This window comes from Arthrobacter livingstonensis, assembly GCF_003219815.1.
In the GTDB taxonomy this organism is placed as follows: Bacteria; Actinomycetota; Actinomycetes; order Actinomycetales; family Micrococcaceae; genus Specibacter; species Specibacter livingstonensis.
Window position 1 is genome coordinate 231,021 of the sequence record NZ_QJVD01000002.1, and the last position, 15,275, is coordinate 246,295.

The following is a 15,275-nucleotide window of genomic DNA, read 5'->3' on the forward strand; positions in this document are numbered from 1 at the left end:
GCCGTGAGGCAGGTCTCTTTCCCGTTACGATCACCGGGGAAACGTGAAAAAGTTTTACCATGACCGCGTTTGTTGGATAGATTCGCTTCATGACTAATCCCGTACAGGCACCTGCCCTCGTGGAACTTAAGGCCGTTAACAAGCACTACGGCGCCCTTCACGTATTGCAGGACATCAACTTGCAAGTCAAAAAGGGTGAGGTGGTGGTCGTCATTGGGCCCTCCGGCTCGGGAAAATCAACGCTCTGCCGCACCATCAACCGCCTTGAAACGATTGACGACGGCTCCATCACCATCGAAGGCAAGGAACTGCCCAAGGAGGGCAAGGACCTGGCAACCCTTCGTGCCGACGTCGGCATGGTCTTCCAGTCCTTTAACTTGTTCGCACACAAGACCATCCTGGAAAACGTGACGCTTGGCCCGATCAAGGTCAAGGGCGTTTCCAAGGCCGACGCCGACAAGCAGGCACTTGCGCTGTTGGAGCGCGTCGGCGTGGGGCACCAGTCGGCCAAGCTGCCGGCCCAGCTTTCCGGCGGCCAGCAGCAGCGTGTGGCCATTGCCCGCGCCCTGGCCATGAAGCCCAAGGTAATGCTCTTTGACGAGCCCACCAGCGCCCTGGACCCGGAAATGATCAATGAGGTCCTGGACGTCATGGTGGAACTGGCCAAGGAAGGCATGACCATGGTGGTGGTCACCCACGAGATGGGCTTTGCGCGCAAGGCCGGCGACAGGGTTGTCTTCATGGCCGATGGGCAAATCGTGGAGGAAGCCACCCCGGATGAGTTCTTCACCAACCCGCAAAGCGCCCGGGCCAAGGATTTCCTCTCGAAAATCCTGGCCAACTAGTCCCCTCATTCCAACGATCATCACGCTCGATCATCACTCGCACCTTGCGGCCAGACGGCCGTTTATGAAAGGAATCCCATGAAGAACTTCTTCAATCGAAAGAGCCTCAGCGTTGCGGCAGTCGTCGCTGCCGCGGCCCTTGCCCTGTCCGGCTGCGGCGGCGGCACCGACTCACCAGGAGGCGGCTCGTCCGACGCCGCAGCCGGCCCCGCCTTCGAGGTAGCCAAGGATGTCGCCCTGACCGGCAGCCCCACCTTTGACAAGATCAAGTCCTCCGGCGCCATCCGCATTGGCGTCAAGGAAGACCAGCCCGGCTTGGGCTACCTGGATGCGGCCACGGGCGAGCGCACCGGCTTCGACATTGAGATTGCCACCTGGATGGCGGCATCGCTCGGCATCGCCAAGGACAAGATTCAGTTCAAGGCGATCCCGTCCGCCAACCGTGAGTCGGCCCTCGCCAATGGCGATGTGGACCTGTACGTGGGCACTTACTCCATCACGGACAAGCGCAAGAAGCTCGTCGACTTCGCCGGCCCCTACTTCATCACCGGCCAGGGCCTGCTGGTGAAGAAAGACAACGCGGACATCAAGAGCGAAAAGGACCTGACGGGAAAGAACGTTTGCTCCGCCACCGGTTCCACCCCCATCCAGAACATCAAGGAGAACTTCCCGGGGGTAAAAACAACCGAATTCGACATCTACTCCAAGTGCGTGGATGCTCTTATTGCCGGCACCGTTGATGCTGTAACCACCGACCAGGCCATCCTGCTGGGCTTTGCTTCCCAGCAGCCGGACAAGATCAAGGTGGTTGGCGAGCCGTTCACGGTTGAGAAGTACGGCATCGGCCTGCCCCTGGGCGACACCGCACTGCAAACCTTCCTGAATAAGACGCTCACCGACGGTGGTGCCACGTGGACCAAGATCTACGACGACACGCTGGGCAAGTCGGGCACCAAGGTTGAACAGCCCGCGGTTGAAAAGTAACAACCATTCCTAAGTGGTGGTGTTGCAGCAGCCCGTTCGCCGCAACACCACCACTTCGCCCTCTCCAATTCACTGAAAGCGATGCTGCCCTGTGAATGTAATTACTGACAACAGCGATCTCTTTGTCACCGGTTTCAAGAACACCGGCATTTTGTTTGTCATTTCCGCGTTTTTTGCCCTGATCCTGGGCACCATTGTCGCCGGCATGCGTGTTTCACCCGCACCGGCCATGCGGGCTGCAGGAACCCTGTACGTCAACGCCGTCCGCAACACGCCGTTGACCCTGATCCTGGCCTTCTTCGCCCTGGGATATCCCAGGCTCGGACTGCCGCACATCGATTTCATGAATGCCGCCATCGTCGGCCTCTCGCTTTACACGGCCACGTATGTTTCCGAGGCCATCCGCTCCGGCATCAACACAGTTTCCGTGGGACAGTCCGAGGCTGCGCGCGCCATCGGCCTGCCGTTCATGCAGACGCTGACCTTGATCGTGCTGCCCCAGGCCTTCCGGTCGGTGCTGCCGCCACTGTTCAGCGTCTTCATCGCCCTCTTGAAAAACACCACCGTGGCCGCGGGCTTCTCCGTGGCGGAAGCCGGTGCCATCCGCGCCAACCTCAGCGAACGTGGCGAGCCACTGCTGCCGGGCCTGCTGTGGGTGGCCGTGATCTTTGTCGTGCTGGTGCTGGGCATCCTGACACCGCTGCAACGCTATCTTGAGAAGAAGTGGAGGGTGGAGCGATGAGTTCAGTACTTTTTGACGTGCCCGGCCCCAAGGCCCGCACACGCAACGTTTACTTGAACGTGGCCACCGTCATTGTGGTGGTCGGCATCATTGCCTTCATCCTCTTCAGGTTTAACGAGTCCGGCCAGTTCACCGCCAAGAAGTGGGAAATCTTCACCTTCCCCCGCGTCCAGCAAATGTTCCTGACGGTCATCGGGGCCACGCTGAAGGCGTTCGCCGTTGCCGCTGTCGGGAGCCTGGTCCTGGGCATCCTGCTCGCCTTTGGCCGACTCGCGGACTCCAGATGGGTCCGCCTGCCGTGTTACTGGTTTACGGAGGTGTTCCGGGCCGTTCCGCTGCTGATCCTGATGATGATCATGTACTACGGGCTGCCGTCCGCCGGCGTGAAGGGCATCACGCCGTTCATCGCCGTCGTGGTCGGTTTGATCCTGTACAACGGCTCGGTCCTGGCCGAGGTTTTCCGTGCCGGCATTGAATCACTCCCCAAGGGACAGCGCGAGGCCGGGCTCGCCGTCGGCCTGTCCAAGGGCCAGGTGCTGCGCATCATCCTGCTGCCGCAGGCCGTCCGCTCCATGCTTCCGGTGATCATTTCGCAGCTCGTGGTCATCCTCAAGGACACCGCGCTCGGCTTCCTGATTACGTACAACGAGGTCCTGTACTACGCCAACTTCCTCGGTTCGCAGGGCCAGTACGGCTCGCCCGTTGTCCCGGCGCTCATGGTCGCGGCCGTGATTTACGTGGGCCTGTGCCTGATCCTCTCCGGCATTGCCAAGTTGGTGGAATCCAAGATGTCCTCCCGTGTCAAGGTCGTCAAGACGAAGGTCGGCCTGGCCGGCTAAGATCCACCAGCCCCCATCTGTGTTGCACTTGTTGGACGAAAATGACCCGATTTCAGGGTTTTTCGTCCAACAAGTGCAACACAGAATTCGTTAAGAGGCTACGCCAGCCAGCGGGTGAGGGAGGCGAGGCAGGCGCGGATGGCGTCCGCGGCCACGTGCTCGTTGTCACTGTGGGCCAGGAGGGGATCGCCCGGGCCGAAGTTCACTGCCGGGATGCCGATCTCGCCCAACCGCGCCACGTCGGTCCAGCCGTACTTGGGCAGTGGCTCGCGTCCCACTGCCGCGACAAATGAAGCCGCCGCAGGCGCGGTGAGCCCGGGACGGGCGCCGGCGGAGGAGTCCGTGCGCACCAGGTCGAAGCCGGTCAGCAGTTCGCGGACGTGGGCCTCCGCCTGCTCCGGCGTCTTGTCGGGGGCAAAGCGGTAGTTGATCTCCACCACGCAGGCGTCCGGGATCACGTTGCCGGCCGTGCCGCCGTGGATTTTCACGGCGTTCATGGATTCGCGGTAGTCCAGGCCGTCCACGTCCACCGTGGCGGGTTCGTAGGCCGCCAGCCGGGAAAGTATGGGCGCGGCGGCATGGATTGCGTTCTCGCCCATCCATGCCCGTGCCGAGTGGGCCGCCAGCCCACGGGTGGTCGCCTCAAACCGGATGGTGCCGTTGCAGCCGCCCTCCACCGTGCCGTTGGTGGGTTCGAGCAGGATGCCAAAGTCGGCGTCGAGCAGGTCCCGATTCTCGCGGACCAGGCGGCCCAGCCCGCTCTTGGCGGCGGCCACTTCCTCGTGGTCGTAAAAGATGAACGTCACGTCCTTGACGGGCTCGGGCACAGTGGCCGCAATGGCCAGCTGCACCGCAACACCCCCCTTCATGTCCGTGGCGCCGCGCCCGTACAGTACGTCCCCCTCCCAGGAGCTGGGAACCGTGCCGCGGGAACCAGGCGTGGTGGGCAGCGGGACGGTGTCCAGGTGTCCGGCCAAAATGACCCGCTCTGCCCGTCCCAGCGAGGTCCGGGCGACCACGGAGTCGCCGTTGCGCGTGACTTCCAGGTGCGGCAGGGACCGCAGGGCGGCTTCCACTGCGTCGGCGAGCACGGTCTCATTGCCGGAGACGCTTTCAATGTCCATGATGGCCGCCGTGAGTGCGGCCACGTCCTGCGTCAGGTCCAGGACCGGGGGCACGGCTGTTTCGGGCGCAATGGTGCGGGATGCGGAAGGGGTGGTGTCGTCGTCGTTAGTCACCGGCCCAGCTTACGGGGGCAGGCAAGGGGAAAAGTTTCTCCGCCTACTTCCAATCCGGATGCAGCGATGTTCCGAAGTACTCCCTGACAGCCCGCACCGCCCTGAAACACCAAGCAACACCGGGTGAATCGGCGGCAAGGGAAGCAAGTGGAAACCATCCGCTTTCAAGGCACGGAGAACCATCATGAATGCAACCAAGAAGTTTGGCACCCGCAAGAGCCTCAGCCTCGGCATGGGCCTCCTTGCCATTACGGCGATGGGCCTGACCGCCTGCAGCGGCGGCACCACCGCCTCACCTGCAACGTCAGAAGCACCCATGGCAACTTCCGCCGCCGCTTCCCCCATGGCCGCTGCCGGCGATTTGGTGGGCCCGGGCTGTGCCGCCTACGCTGCAGCCGTTCCGAGCGGTGCGGGCTCAGTCTCCGGCATGGCCGCCGACCCGGTCGCCACGGCCGCCTCGAACAATCCGCTGCTGAAGACCCTGACCGCCGCTGTGTCCGGGAAGCTGAACAAGGACGTGAACCTGGTGGACACCCTGAACTCAGGCCAGTTCACCGTCTTCGCCCCCGTCGATGACGCCTTCGCCAAGATCCCGGCGGCCACCATTGACGGGCTGAAGACGGATTCCAAGACGCTGACGTCCATCCTGACCTACCACGTGGTCCCCGGCCAGCTGGCTCCGTCCAAGATCGACGGCGAGCACGCCACGGCGGAAGGCAGCACACTCAAGGTTGAGGGCAGCGGCGACAACATGACGGTCAACGGAGCCAAGGTGATCTGTGGCGGGGTCAAGACGGCGAACGCCACCGTTTACCTCATCGACACCGTCCTGATGCCGCCGGCCAAGAAGTAGCCGGCAAGCCCTTCATCGCTTGCAACACGAAGTGTAAGGATACGCATCATGGTCGGTGATCGTGGCAAGGTAGATACCATGCGCTTACCTTGGTTGCGGTCGGTGGAGCCATTGGCGCCATCAACCCATGAAGACCTGATCCGCCTCGTCGCCCTCGGCGACGAGGCGGCCTTCGAAGAACTTTACGATGAAGTATCATCCCGCGTTTTTGGCTTGGTGCGGCGCGTGGTCCGCGACCCTGCGCAAAGCCAGGAAGTCACCCAGGAAGTATTTCTGGATATCTGGCAGCAGGCGGCCCGCTTTGATGCGGACAGGGGGCGGGCAATGTCTTGGATATTGGTAATTGCCCACCGCCGTGCCGTGGACCGGGTTCGAGCCAGCCAGGCCAGCATGGACAGGGACCTGCGTCAGGGCATCAAGGAGTACCAGGAAAGTTACGACGACGTCGCGGACACCGTGGAAACCCAAATGGAATCCGAACGGGTCCAAAGGGCGTTGAAGACGTTGACCGGCCCCCAAGAGGAAGCCATTCGATTGGCTTACTATGGCGGCTATACCCACCAGGAAGTGGCGGAGCTGCTTAAAATCCCGGTGGGTACCGTCAAAACCAGAATTCGCGATGGAATGATCAGACTCAGGGACAGGTTAGGAGTGGCGTGATGGAAAATCAATTGCATTTGCTGACCGGCGCCTACGCCCTCAACGCCGTCACCGCTGCCGAACGTGCGGACTTTGAACGTCACGCGCTGGGCAATCCGGAGACCCGCGACGAGGTCCGCAGCCTCAGTGAGACCGCGGCCCTGCTCGCCTACGGCACGCCCACTGAAGTTCCGCCGCCTGAGCTCAAGGCCAATGTCATGGCCGCCATCCGCAACACCCGCCAGCTTCCGGCCTCGTCCGTTGTCCGGGACATCTCCTCCGCCCGGGGCACTTCCCCGCAATCCCGCAGGGCCTCCCAGTCGCGACGGCACTGGAATCCGGCGGTGGCAGCAGCAGCTGCACTGGTCCTGGTGGGCGGAGTGGGGCTCGGCGGATGGGCCATGGGCCAGTCCGCCGGCCACAAGGGCCTGGAACAACAGGTCGCCGTGGCACAGGCGCAGCAAGCCAGGCAGGCGGCCCTGCTGGCCATCATGGCCGCCCCCGACGCGAAGATCGCGACCACCTCGATAGCCGACGGCGGAACCGTAACCGTTGCCTCCTCGGGCAAGGTCAACCAGGCGGCCGTCATGGCCAGCGGTCTGCCGGTCCTGCCCACCGGGAAGACCTACGAACTCTGGTTCATTTCCGCCACGGGCGCAGTCCCTGCTGGGCTGATGCCGGGCGCCACGGGAACGGCCGCCGCCATGCAGGTCCTCAATGGGGAGCTGGGAGGCGCCACCCATGTTGGCATCACGGTGGAGCCCGACGGCGGTTCCCCGAAGCCGACCACCACCCCCATTCTGGTGCAATCCGTCTAGGGCGCTGCGGACAAAGAATGACTAACGGTGGATCTCCGCAAGGACGTCCACCGTTAGTCATCCGTGAGTTCCTGTCCGCAAGGTCCGATCGGTTGCTTCCAATCCGCGGGGCGTCCGGCTCCGAAGTACAGGCTAGAACAGCTGCCAGCCCGAGAGGCGGTAGCGGCAAAACCGTCCTGAGGAGCCCGTCATGGGAAAACGCAGCAAGAGCACGGCACCGGGCCACGCAGTGAACGGCCGTCGCGGGATTCTGGCCGGAGCGGCCACGGGCGTCATAGCCGCAGGCGTGTTGTTTGCCGTGGCAGAACTGCTGTCCGCATTCTTTGGCTCGGTCTCGTCCCCCCTCACCTCGGTGGGGTCGACATTCATCGACTTCACTCCCGCGTGGATGAAGAACTTCGCCATCGCCACCTTTGGCACCAATGACAAAACGGTGCTGCTGCTTTCCATGGCGGTGGCCGCGGTCGTCCTGTCGGCCGTGGCCGGCGTGGTTGCGCGGAAGCGGTTCGCCGCCGGCGCAAGCCTGGTGGGCGCCTTCGCCGTCGTCATGGCCGCCTGCATCGTCACCCGGTCCGGAGCCACAGTCCTCGACCTGGTTCCGCTGCTGGCAGGCACGGTGGCCGGGCTGTGGGCGTTGCGGTACCTCACCAGGGCAGGCCGGACGGCGGCAACGGCACCGTTCGACGCCGGCAATTCCGCCCCGCTTCCCAGTCGCCGCGCGTTCCTGGTGCGCTCGGCACTCGTGGCCGGCGCCGCCGTCGTCGTCGGGGTCGGCGCGAATGTGCTCTCCACGGCCCGCAACACGGCACGGCAGGTCCGTGATGCACTGAGGCTCCCCGCTCCCAAGGTCAAAGCCCGCGACTTGCCGTCGGGCGTCCAGGCTGCGGTCAACGGCGTGACCCCCTTTGTCACTCCCAACGCCGATTTTTACCGCATTGACACTGCCCTGGTTGTCCCCGAGCTGGACCCCAGCCAATGGCAGCTGCGCGTCCACGGGATGGTGGACAACGAGTTCACCCTGTCCTTCGACGAACTGCTCGCCGCCGATCTGGTGGAGACGTATGTGACGTTGACCTGCGTATCCAACGTGGTGGGCGGCAACCTTGCCGGCAATGCCAAATGGCTCGGCTACCCGCTGCGCGAGGTGCTGGCCCGGGCCAAGCCGAAGGCCGGGGCGGACATGGTCCTGTCCACGAGCTCCGACGGATTCAGCGCCTCCACCCCGCTGCCCGTGTTGCAGGACAACCGCGATGCCCTTCTTGCCGTGGGCATGAACGGCGAACCGCTGCCCCTGGAACACGGCTTCCCCGTGCGCATGGTGGTTCCCGGCTTGTACGGCTTTGTCTCGGCCACCAAATGGGTGGTGGACCTGGAGGTGACCACCTTCGCCGAAAAGGCAGGCTACTGGACATCCCGGGGATGGTCGTCGCACGGCCCCATCAAGACTGCGTCCCGCGTGGAGGTGCCGCGCGCGCTGGGGCGCGTTCCGGCCGGCAAGGTGGGCATCGGCGGCAGCGCCTGGGCCCAGCAGCGGGGCATTTCCAAGGTGGAAATCCAGCTCGACAACGGTGCCTGGCAGCCGGCAACCCTAGCTGCCGAAGCGTCCGTGGACACCTGGCGTCAGTGGTCGTACCTGTGGGAGGGGGCCACGGCTGGCTCCCACAATGTCCGGGTTCGCGCCTATGACACGGACGGCACCCTGCAGATTGAAAAGCAGGCCCCGCCGGAGCCCGACGGCTCCTCCGGTTGGCACTCCATCACGTTCACCGTGGTGTAGACCGCGGGCTGTCCGCCCAGGCGGGCCGGCGTCATTTTCTAAGGTGCCCGCCCGCTCGATAGACTTCATGCATGACGCAGACCTCCGCAGCCCCCGCCACGACCGCCGAACGCACCGCCCACGGATTCGGCCTGGCGTCCATTGCCGACGACGGATCCGTCCTTGACGTGTGGTTCCCAAGCCCCGCCCTGGGCGCGTCCGTCAACTCACTCGGCGCCGCCAGGGAGGCCGGCCCCGAGCTGACCGGGCTGGCCGTGGCCGGGCGCGACGACGACCGCGGTGTCACCCCGACGGTGGTGTTCGCCCAGATCGACCTGGACCAGGCCCCCGCCGACGCCGTGGACGCCTACCTGCGCCTGCACCTGCTCTCCCACCGCCTGGCCGCGCCGAACACCATCAACCTCGACGGCATCTTCGGCCAGCTCAACAACGTGGTGTGGACCAACTTCGGCCCCGCCCCCGTGGAGGGCTTTGAGCTGACCCGGGCCAGGCTGCGCCGCCGCGGCACCGTCACTGTCTACTCGGTGGACAAGTTCCCGCGCATGGTGGACTACGTCCTACCCGCCGGGGTTCGCATTGCCGACGCGGACCGTGTCCGCCTCGGTGCCCACCTCGCCGATGGAACCACGGTGATGCACGAGGGCTTCGTCAACTTCAACGCCGGCACGCTGGGCGCCTCCATGGTGGAAGGTCGCATTTCGGCCGGCGTCGTGGTGGGCAACGGCACCGACGTGGGCGGCGGTGCGTCCATCATGGGCATGCTCTCCGGCGGCGGCAAGGAGCGCATCGCCCTCGGCGACCGTGTGCTCCTGGGCGCCAACTCCGGCGTGGGCATCAGCATTGGCGACGACTCCGTCGTCGAGGCCGGACTCTACGTCACCGCCGGCACGCGGGTCCGCGTCCTGGGGCCGAAGAACGCCGACGGCGAGGACACCACCCTCATCGTCAAGGCCAGCGAGCTCTCCGGCGCGCCCAACCTGCTGTTCCGCCGCAACTCCAGCTCCGGCGAAGTCGAAGTGCTCCCCCGCAAGGGTTCCACCGTGGAGCTCAATGACTCGCTGCATAGCAACTAGGGCAGCTTGCACCACTTCAACCGGCCCGGCCCCGGGGCGCGGCCGTGAGCCGCAAACGCGGCCGGGCGTTGCTTGCCTGGCTCACGGTGACGGCACTGGCCGCAGCACTACTCATTGCCGGCGGCGTTTGGGTGGCCGGCTACTTTCGCGACTCACTTGCCCCTCCCCTGGCCATTGGCTGCACGGCCACTGTGGGCACCGGCACCTACCGCCTTGCCGTAGACCAGACGGAGAATGCGGCGCTGATCAGCGCATTGTCCGTCCAGCGAGGCATGCCGGCCCGGGCAGCCTCGATCGCCCTGGCCACGTCGCTGCAGGAGTCCAAGCTGCGCAACATCGACTACGGCGACCTCGACTCGGTGGGCCTGTTTCAGCAGCGCCCCTCGCAGGAGTGGGGCACGGCTGAACAGATCATGGACCCCGTCTACTCCGCCACGGCCTTCTACAACGTCCTGGAAAAGGTCCCCGGCTACGTTGACATGCCCCTGAACGACGCCGCTCAGATCGTCCAGCGTTCGGGGTTTCCGCAGGCTTATGCCCAGCATGAGGGCCTTTCCCGCGCATTTGCCTCGGCCTTGACGGGGCAGTCGCCCGCCGCGCTGAACTGCACGCTGGCGCCGGCCACGCCCGTGGGCACCCCGAAAACCCTGGAAGCCGCCCTGGATGCGGTACTGGGCCCGCTCCCCGTAACCAGCACTGCCGGGGAATCCTCCACCACCGTCACGGTGCCGGTCCCGGCAACGATGGGCTGGGAAGTGGCCCACTGGTCCGTGGCCAACGCCCAGCAATTTGGCATCACGAAGGTCAGCTATGACGGCCGCCGGTGGGACCGCGACGCCAACAACAATGGAACCAATGCAGGATGGCAGTCCGCCGGGACCGCAGCGGAGCCCCGCCACGTGGTGCTGTCCATGGCGGCACCGCCCGCACCATAGACTGCGGGGGACCGTGGGCTAAACGAGCAGTTCGACCACCGGTTGGACATAGCTGAGAAAGTTTTGCTGGTCATCGAGCAGGTGCTGGCTCATGATCAGCCGGTCGGGCTCGATGAACCAGGCGCGCGCCTCCGCCAGAGGCATTTCCACGATGGTGAGCGTAAAGTCCCGTGCGCTGCGCCCCAACTCCATTTCCCGGTTCTGCACCATGTCGGCGAGCACCTTGTGCCCGCCCATGGTTTCGCGCTCCGCCGCCAACAGCTGGTAGGCGCTACATTGTTCCCGCGACCAGGTCAACGCGGCGCCAAAGTGGGCCTGCAGCACCCGTTGCAGCGCAGGCATGCCGGCGAAGTCGCCAAAATCTGGCGGATTCAGTGGCGGTTCCATCGCCGGGTGGACAGCCATCAGCCTGCCCCACCAGTGCTCCCATTGGTCCCGCAGGGCGTCGGTCCCGCCCAGATGTGCGGTCAGCTGGCTGTGGTCCGCTGCCCGGATGTGTGGGGCCATGTGGGACAGCGCCGGGTGGCCGGCGCCCGCCAGGTCCGCCACGTCCCGGATGTACAGGGCTATCAGCATGGGTCCGCAGGTATCCATGGTGATGCGCCACCCGGGGCCGCCCGTATGATGCATAATTCTCGCCTCCACACGCTGCAGCGGGACTGCAGCACTCCCAACTCCTAAGGTTACTCTGTGCGGGGTTCCAGTGGCAGGACCGGTTCGAAAATGCCCGGATGGCTGATGACTATACGGGCGCAGCCGATGACCGAGGGCACGTTCCTGGTCCTGACTTTCCTGGTCGGTAAGCGGGAATCGTCAAGGCTCCGACCGAGGAATTCCTTGAAATTGGCGTGTCTGCAGAGCTGGGATTAAGGCAGAATGACGGATAAAACAAGCACGACGGCGACCCGTGGATACATTTTCTGATTGGGGCATCGCATGAAAATCCGTTTTGCACCATGCGGCATTGTTTTGGCAGCGGCACTGGCAGCGGCGTTGACCCGTTGTGGAAACTCCGGGACAGCCGGCACCTCCCCTTCGACCGGCCCGGCCGGAAACGCCGGGACAACCTCAGCGACGCCTTCGGCTTCCGCCGTCGCGAAGGCATATACGAACGATGACCTGGCCGCGATGCTCACGAAGCTCAAGGACCCCAAGGGCCGGGCGTTTACAGTCATTGCGGCCGCGCAGATCGATCAGGGGTTGCAGGTGGCCCGGCAGCTGCCCAAAACCGCGGTGATCACCCCGAAAGCGTGCGGGGTCCTGGCAACCAACAACTCCCAGGTGCCTGAGGGCAGCACTTACGCGGCCGCGAACAGCATTTCGGCCGCGGATAAGACCAGCATCACCGTCACTGCGTTCGCCGTCAAGGATGCTTCCTCGATGGCCCGGCAGTTATCTGCGAGCCAGAAAGCGGCCTCGCAGTGTTCATCGGTGACCATCGCCGTGGCGGGAAAGAAAACCACCACCAAGGTCATGCCGGTGCCTGTCACCACGAGCGGTGATACCTCTCCGGGTTCGTTGACCAGTGAGACTGCCCCGACCGGGCGGAAAATCACTGCCCTCACGGTGACCGCCATCAAAGGCAACCTCGCGGCCACTGTCGTCAAGACCGGCACTGCGATCACCCCCGCCGCCGGCGGCGAACTAGTCAAGCTCGTCAACACCATCCTCGCCAACAAATAAAACTTCAGGCGCCGATCGGTTGCCCAACGCCCCCATGTTCATGCCTCTCCATGAACGGTGGACCGGTCCTGGCGGATGTTCATGCGTGAGACACATCGACCAACTTCAGCGGCTGTCGGGAGTCTCTATTATCGTGCATGCAATATCCAGCCACTTCCCCTGACCCGGGAGGCGGGGGCCGATGGTGGCGTGGGAAGTCAGGGAGCCAGCAGGGATTGCAGGTGGCGGCGCAGGGTGGCCTGGCCCTGTTCCGCGCTGGACCAGCCCGGCTGCAGGACCATGCGGACGCTCAGCCCGTCCAGCACGGCGATGAGGCGCTCGGCCTCGTCCACCGGTTCGGGAGAACCTGCCATGAGGCCGCTTTCGAGCAGTTGCAGCACCACGCGGCCCACTACGGCGCCCGTGGCTCGGTAGTCGTCCTGCGCGGCGTCCTGCAGAGCGCCTCCGGTACGGGCTGCCAACATGAATTCCATGTGGACCACAGCCTCGGCGCTGCGCTGCGGGTCAAGGGGAAGCAGTTCCTCCAGCACCACGACACATTTCGCCACGAGCTCCGAGCCGTCCTGCGGCAGCGGGGACTGCTCCAGCTCCTCCAGCCGGTCCAGGGCACGCAGGTGGATGCGCTCGGAATTGACCCTGAAGGCAAACTCCATGAGCTCTGCCTGGTTCTCAAAATAGTGGCGCACCGAGCCCAGTGCCAGGCCTGCCCGGGAAGCGACGTTGCGGAGGGAGGCTTGTGCGATCCCTTGCCCCTGGATCACCTCGAAGACGGCATCGGCAACCAATTCGCGGCGGTCATCCGCATTCACAATTTTAGGCACAAGTCTTTTTTAGCACAGATGTTTCATCATTCAACCAATTGCGCTGCCGACGCGGGGGATGTCGCACATCTGTGCGGTCACTGCTACTTGCCGAGGGCGGATTTACGCTTGCCCACGAGTGCCACTACAACCAGCGCCGCCGTGATGACGGCCGCCCCAATGACGAATGGCCACAGTTCCGCATGCCCGACCAATGCCACAACGCCGAGCACTACGGTGACCAGCCCCAGCGCCAGGGCGGAGGCCTGGCTAATCATCTTCAACATTTGTTTCTCCTGATGGCTGTTTCACTACACAACTGCTGCCTACACAACAACGGCGGGTGGCTCCCAGGAAGGGAAAGCCGCCCGCCGCCGTCGTACTTGGCTGGGGATTATCGGGCCGGCAATGGGCCCACAGCTCCGAGGGACCCGCCCCGAGCTTGCGAGGCAAGTAGGGCGTTTGGGCCCACGCTTGCCAGGTTCCCGGGAAATCGCGCCAGCGATTTCCCGGCCCGGCAAGTGGGGACTAGCGCGAAGGATACATGCGCTCCGGCTCGCCCGTGTACAGCTGGCGCGGGCGGCCAATCTTGGTCTGCGGGTCCTTCATCATTTCACGCCACTGGGCAATCCAGCCCGGAAGGCGGCCGATGGCGAAGAGCACCGTGAACATCTTTTCGGGGAATCCCATGGCCTTGTAGATCAAGCCGGTGTAGAAGTCCACGTTCGGGTAGAGCTTGCGGGAGATGAAGTACTCATCCGTCAGCGCAACCTCTTCCAGGCGCATGGCGATGTCCAGGAGTTCGTCGTTGCCGCCCAACTTCTCGAGAATCTCGTGGGCAGTTTCCTTGACGATCTTGGCGCGGGGATCGTAGTTCTTGTACACGCGGTGGCCGAAGCCCATGAGCTTGACCCCGTCTTCCTTGTTCTTCACACGCTCAACGAACTTCTCAACGGGCTCGCCGCTGGCCTGAATCTGACGGAGCATGTTCAGCACAGCCTCGTTGGCGCCGCCGTGCAGCGGGCCGAACAGGGCATTGATGCCGGCAGAAACCGACGCGAACATGTTGGCGTTCGCGGAGCCGACAAGGCGCACGGTGGAGGTGGAGCAGTTTTGCTCGTGGTCCGCATGGAGGATCAGCAGCAGGTCCAGGGCCTTGACTACCACCGGGTCCATCTCGTAGGGCTCGGCCGGCAGGCCGAAGCTCAGGCGCAGGAAGTTCTCCACCAGGCCCATGGAGTTGTCCGGGTAAAGCATGGGCTGGCCAATGGACTTCTTGTGGGCGTAGGCGGCCAGGACAGGCAGTTTGGCCATCAGGCGGATGGTGGCCATTTCGACCTGTTCGTCGTCGAACGGGTCCAGCGAGTCCTGGTAGAACGTGGACAGGGCCGAAACCGCCGAGGAGAGCACCGGCATGGGGTGCGCGTCGCGCGGGAAGCCGCCAAAGAAGCCCTTGAGGTCCTCGTGCAGCATGGTGTGGCGGCGGATCCGCTGGTCAAACCGGTCCAACTCGGCCGGGGTGGGCAAGTTGCCGTAGATCAAAAGGTAGGACACTTCCAGGAAGCTGGAGTGCTCCGCCAATTCCTCGATGGGGTAGCCGCGGTAACGCAGGATGCCCTGGTCGCCGTCAATGTAGGTGATGGCCGACGAGGTGGCGGCGGTATTCACGAAACCGGGGTCGTAGGTGACCGCACCGGTGCTTGCCAGCAGCTTGGACACGTCGTAACCGGCGTTGCCTTCTACGGCTTCAATCCGCGGAAGCTCAAGCTCTCCGCCGTCGTAGCGCAGTGTGGCGCTCGTGGAATCAGACATGGAGTCCCCTTCATGAGGTAGCCCGCGAAAGGCTTTGGTCAGATCTACGCAACTTTTCCGCCCGTGGGGTTCACCACGCACCGAAAGACCGGGTTGCGCGGCTGTCGAAGTTGCTGCGGGGCAGCGGCTGCGAATCGGCGCAAAGGAGCACGGTGGCATAGACGTCTATGTAAGAAACTACCGCTTAGGTGCCTTCCAACACCAATCCACGGCCCGTTCCGGGGCCGTCAAGGCCTG

The 15,275-nt window shown here is 64.2% G+C and carries 16 protein-coding genes; 11 read left to right on the forward strand and 5 right to left on the reverse strand.

Translation table 11 applies throughout. The features are described 5' to 3' along the window. The first annotated feature begins 89 nt into the window (after positions 1 to 89). The 4 genes from CVV68_RS03095 (at position 90) to CVV68_RS03110 (ending at position 3,410) form a co-directional block, all read left to right on the forward strand. Positions 90 to 845 (forward strand): amino acid ABC transporter ATP-binding protein, encoded by a 756-nt coding sequence (locus tag CVV68_RS03095; protein WP_110499536.1) that lies wholly within the window; start codon positions 90 to 92, stop codon positions 843 to 845. Between the two features lie 78 nt (positions 846 to 923). Continuing rightward, the gene (locus CVV68_RS03100; RefSeq protein WP_110499537.1) at positions 924 to 1,829 is read left to right on the forward strand and encodes a glutamate ABC transporter substrate-binding protein; all 906 of its coding nucleotides are present in this window, start codon (positions 924 to 926) and stop codon (positions 1,827 to 1,829) included. Between the two features lie 91 nt (positions 1,830 to 1,920). Further along, on the forward strand, positions 1,921 to 2,571 hold the full coding sequence (locus CVV68_RS03105; protein ID WP_110499538.1) for an amino acid ABC transporter permease: 651 nt from the start codon (positions 1,921 to 1,923) through the stop codon (positions 2,569 to 2,571). After that, positions 2,568 to 3,410, forward strand: a complete 843-nt coding sequence (locus tag CVV68_RS03110; RefSeq protein WP_110499539.1) for an amino acid ABC transporter permease — start codon at positions 2,568 to 2,570, stop codon at positions 3,408 to 3,410. Before CVV68_RS03105 ends, CVV68_RS03110 begins: the two co-directional genes overlap by 4 nt. 98 nt (positions 3,411 to 3,508) lie before the next feature. On the opposite strand, the gene dapE is transcribed toward CVV68_RS03110, so the two are convergent. Beyond that, entirely contained in the window at positions 3,509 to 4,606 is a 1,098-nt protein-coding gene (gene dapE, locus CVV68_RS03115; RefSeq protein ID WP_245933312.1) for a succinyl-diaminopimelate desuccinylase, read from the reverse strand. A gap of 226 nt (positions 4,607 to 4,832) precedes the next feature. Between dapE and CVV68_RS03120 the strand changes: the two genes are divergently transcribed. The 6 genes from CVV68_RS03120 to CVV68_RS03145 all read left to right on the forward strand — a co-directional run bounded on the left by CVV68_RS03120 (position 4,833) and on the right by CVV68_RS03145 (position 10,743). Further along, positions 4,833 to 5,501: a fasciclin domain-containing protein gene (locus tag CVV68_RS03120; protein WP_110499541.1), complete on the forward strand. Its 669-nt coding sequence runs from the start codon at positions 4,833 to 4,835 to the stop codon at positions 5,499 to 5,501. 48 nt (positions 5,502 to 5,549) lie between these two features. After that, positions 5,550 to 6,161, forward strand: coding sequence for an ECF RNA polymerase sigma factor SigK (gene sigK / locus CVV68_RS03125; protein ID WP_438502607.1), 612 nt, complete (start codon positions 5,550 to 5,552; stop codon positions 6,159 to 6,161). Beyond that, complete coding sequence (locus tag CVV68_RS03130; RefSeq protein ID WP_110499542.1) at positions 6,161 to 6,958, forward strand: anti-sigma factor; 798 nt, start codon at positions 6,161 to 6,163, stop codon at positions 6,956 to 6,958. The genes sigK and CVV68_RS03130 overlap by 1 nt, the downstream gene beginning before the upstream one ends. A 190-nt stretch (positions 6,959 to 7,148) precedes the next feature. Next, positions 7,149 to 8,735: a molybdopterin-dependent oxidoreductase gene (locus tag CVV68_RS03135; RefSeq protein WP_110499543.1), complete on the forward strand. Its 1,587-nt coding sequence runs from the start codon at positions 7,149 to 7,151 to the stop codon at positions 8,733 to 8,735. Positions 8,736 to 8,806: 71 nt separating this feature from the next. Next, a complete protein-coding gene (dapD, locus tag CVV68_RS03140) occupies positions 8,807 to 9,808 on the forward strand; it encodes a 2,3,4,5-tetrahydropyridine-2,6-dicarboxylate N-succinyltransferase (RefSeq protein WP_110499544.1) in 1,002 nt (333 codons plus the stop codon). 44 nt (positions 9,809 to 9,852) lie between these two features. After that, positions 9,853 to 10,743, forward strand: a complete 891-nt coding sequence (locus CVV68_RS03145; RefSeq protein ID WP_110499545.1) for a hypothetical protein — start codon at positions 9,853 to 9,855, stop codon at positions 10,741 to 10,743. Positions 10,744 to 10,761: 18 nt separating this feature from the next. On the opposite strand, the gene CVV68_RS03150 is transcribed toward CVV68_RS03145, so the two are convergent. Continuing rightward, positions 10,762 to 11,373 carry a hypothetical protein gene (locus CVV68_RS03150; RefSeq protein WP_110499546.1) on the reverse strand — a complete coding sequence of 204 codons (612 nt, stop codon included), beginning with the start codon at positions 11,371 to 11,373 and terminating at the stop codon, positions 10,762 to 10,764. A gap of 306 nt (positions 11,374 to 11,679) precedes the next feature. Between CVV68_RS03150 and CVV68_RS03155 the strand changes: the two genes are divergently transcribed. Beyond that, entirely contained in the window at positions 11,680 to 12,426 is a 747-nt protein-coding gene (locus CVV68_RS03155) for a hypothetical protein (RefSeq protein ID WP_110499547.1), read from the forward strand. A 197-nt stretch (positions 12,427 to 12,623) separates the two neighbouring features. On the opposite strand, the gene CVV68_RS03160 is transcribed toward CVV68_RS03155, so the two are convergent. The 3 genes from CVV68_RS03160 to CVV68_RS03170 all read right to left on the reverse strand — a co-directional run bounded on the left by CVV68_RS03160 (position 12,624) and on the right by CVV68_RS03170 (position 15,038). After that, complete coding sequence (locus CVV68_RS03160; protein ID WP_110499548.1) at positions 12,624 to 13,247, reverse strand: TetR/AcrR family transcriptional regulator; 624 nt, start codon at positions 13,245 to 13,247, stop codon at positions 12,624 to 12,626. An 83-nt stretch (positions 13,248 to 13,330) separates the two neighbouring features. Next, positions 13,331 to 13,513: a hypothetical protein gene (locus CVV68_RS03165; RefSeq protein ID WP_110499549.1), complete on the reverse strand. Its 183-nt coding sequence runs from the start codon at positions 13,511 to 13,513 to the stop codon at positions 13,331 to 13,333. 241 nt (positions 13,514 to 13,754) lie between these two features. Beyond that, the gene (locus CVV68_RS03170; RefSeq protein WP_110499550.1) at positions 13,755 to 15,038 is read right to left on the reverse strand and encodes a citrate synthase; all 1,284 of its coding nucleotides are present in this window, start codon (positions 15,036 to 15,038) and stop codon (positions 13,755 to 13,757) included. Between the last annotated feature and the right edge of the window lie 237 nt (positions 15,039 to 15,275).